Annotated in this window: 1 rRNA gene; it reads right to left on the bottom strand. The window is 51.8% G+C overall.

The features are described 5' to 3' along the window. Positions 1–2,718, bottom strand: a 23S ribosomal RNA gene (locus R7E00_RS22435); the annotation flags it as partial. Positions 2,719–2,746 lie beyond the last annotated feature (28 nt).

Raw genomic sequence — 2,746 nt, 5'->3', positions numbered from 1 at the left:
CCGAACTTAGCTACCGGGCAATGCGTCTGGCGACACAACCCGAACACCAGAGGTTCGTCCACTCCGGTCCTCTCGTACTAGGAGCAGCCCCTTTCAATTCTCCAACGCCCACGGCAGATAGGGACCGAACTGTCTCACGACGTTCTAAACCCAGCTCGCGTACCACTTTAAATGGCGAACAGCCATACCCTTGGGACCGACTTCAGCCCCAGGATGTGATGAGCCGACATCGAGGTGCCAAACACCGCCGTCGATATGAACTCTTGGGCGGTATCAGCCTGTTATCCCCGGAGTACCTTTTATCCGTTGAGCGATGGCCCTTCCATTCAGAACCACCGGATCACTATGACCTGCTTTCGCACCTGCTCGAATTGTCATTCTCGCAGTCAAGCGGGCTTATGCCATTGCACTAACCTCACGATGTCCAACCGTGATTAGCCCACCTTCGTGCTCCTCCGTTACGCTTTGGGAGGAGACCGCCCCAGTCAAACTACCCACCAGGCACTGTCCGCAACCCCGATAAGGGGTCGACGTTAGAACATCAACACTACAAGGGTGGTATTTCAAGGACGGCTCCACGCAATCTAGCGACTGCGTTTCAAAGCCTCCCACCTATCCTACACATGTAGGGTCAATGTTCAGTGCCAAGCTGTAGTAAAGGTTCACGGGGTCTTTCCGTCTAGCCGCGGGTACACTGCATCTTCACAGCGATTTCAATTTCACTGAGTCTCGGGTGGAGACAGCGTGGCCATCATTACGCCATTCGTGCAGGTCGGAACTTACCCGACAAGGAATTTCGCTACCTTAGGACCGTTATAGTTACGGCCGCCGTTTACCGGGGCTTCGATCAAGAGCTTCGACCGAAGTCTAACCCCATCAATTAACCTTCCGGCACCGGGCAGGCGTCACACCGTATACGTCATCTTGCGATTTTGCACAGTGCTGTGTTTTTAATAAACAGTTGCAGCCACCTGGTATCTGCGACTCTCAATAGCTCCATCCGCGAGGGACTTCACCGTCGAGAGCGTACCTTCTCCCGAAGTTACGGTACCATTTTGCCTAGTTCCTTCACCCGAGTTCTCTCAAGCGCCTTGGTATTCTCTACCCGACCACCTGTGTCGGTTTGGGGTACGATTCCTTACAATCTGAAGCTTAGAGGCTTTTCCTGGAAGCATGGCATCAATGACTTCACTACCGTAGTAGCTCGACGTCGTGTCTCAGCCTTAGAAAGAGCCGGATTTACCTAACTCTTAAGCCTACGCACTTGAACCTGGACAACCGTCGCCAGGCCCACCTAGCCTTCTCCGTCCCCCCATCGCAATTGTAAGAAGTACGGGAATATTAACCCGTTTCCCATCGACTACGCCTTTCGGCCTCGCCTTAGGGGTCGACTTACCCTGCCCCGATTAACGTTGGACAGGAACCCTTGGTCTTCCGGCGAGGAGGTTTTTCACCCCCTTTATCGTTACTCATGTCAGCATTCGCACTTCTGATACGTCCAGCATGCGTTACCACACACCTTCAACCGCTTACAGAACGCTCCCCTACCCAATATACAAAAGTACATTGCCGCAGCTTCGGTTTACTACTTAGCCCCGTTACATCTTCCGCGCAGGCCGACTCGACCAGTGAGCTATTACGCTTTCTTTAAATGATGGCTGCTTCTAAGCCAACATCCTGGCTGTCTGAGCCTTCCCACATCGTTTCCCACTTAGTAGTAATTTGGGACCTTAGCTGGCGGTCTGGGTTGTTTCCCTCTCCACGACGGACGTTAGCACCCGCCGTGTGTCTCCCGGATAGTACTTACTGGTATTCGGAGTTTGCAAAGGGTTGGTAAGTCGGGATGACCCCCTAGCCTTAACAGTGCTCTACCCCCAGTAGTATTCGTCCGAGGCGCTACCTAAATAGCTTTCGGGGAGAACCAGCTATCTCCAGGTTTGATTGGCCTTTCACCCCTAGCCACAAGTCATCCGCTAATTTTTCAACATTAGTCGGTTCGGTCCTCCAGTTGATGTTACTCAACCTTCAACCTGCCCATGGCTAGATCACCTGGTTTCGGGTCTATATCCAGAGACTGAACGCCCAGTTAAGACTCGGTTTCCCTACGGCTCCCCTAGATGGTTAACCTTGCCACTGAATATAAGTCGCTGACCCATTATACAAAAGGTACGCAGTCACAGGACAAGCCTGCTCCTACTGCTTGTACGTACACGGTTTCAGGTTCTATTTCACTCCCCTCACAGGGGTTCTTTTCGCCTTTCCCTCACGGTACTGGTTCACTATCGGTCAGTCAGTAGTATTTAGCCTTGGAGGATGGTCCCCCCATATTCAGACAGGATATCACGTGTCCCGCCCTACTCGATTTCACTGAACACACGTCGTCAACTACGGGACTATCACCCTGTATCGTCGGCCTTTCCAGGCTGTTCGTCTAACGCGTGTAAAGCTTAAGGGCTAGTCCAATTTCGCTCGCCGCTACTTTCGGAATCTCGGTTGATTTCTTTTCCTCGGGGTACTTAGATGTTTCAGTTCCCCCGGTTCGCCCTGTTGAGCTATGTATTCACTCAACAGTAATACCTTATGGTATTGGGTTTCCCCATTCGGAAATCCCAGACTCAAATGGTTTTTACTACCTAATCTGGGCTTATCGCAAGTTAATACGTCCTTCATCGCCTCTGACTGCCAAGGCATCCACCGTGTACGCTTAGTCACTTAACCATACAACCCGAAGGAGTTTCGAGTTGAT

Origin of the sequence: Vibrio sp. Vb1755 (assembly GCF_033338635.1) — a bacterium.
Classification (GTDB): domain Bacteria; phylum Pseudomonadota; class Gammaproteobacteria; order Enterobacterales; family Vibrionaceae; genus Vibrio; species Vibrio alginolyticus.
This window is presented reverse-complemented; position numbering and strand designations above follow the sequence as displayed.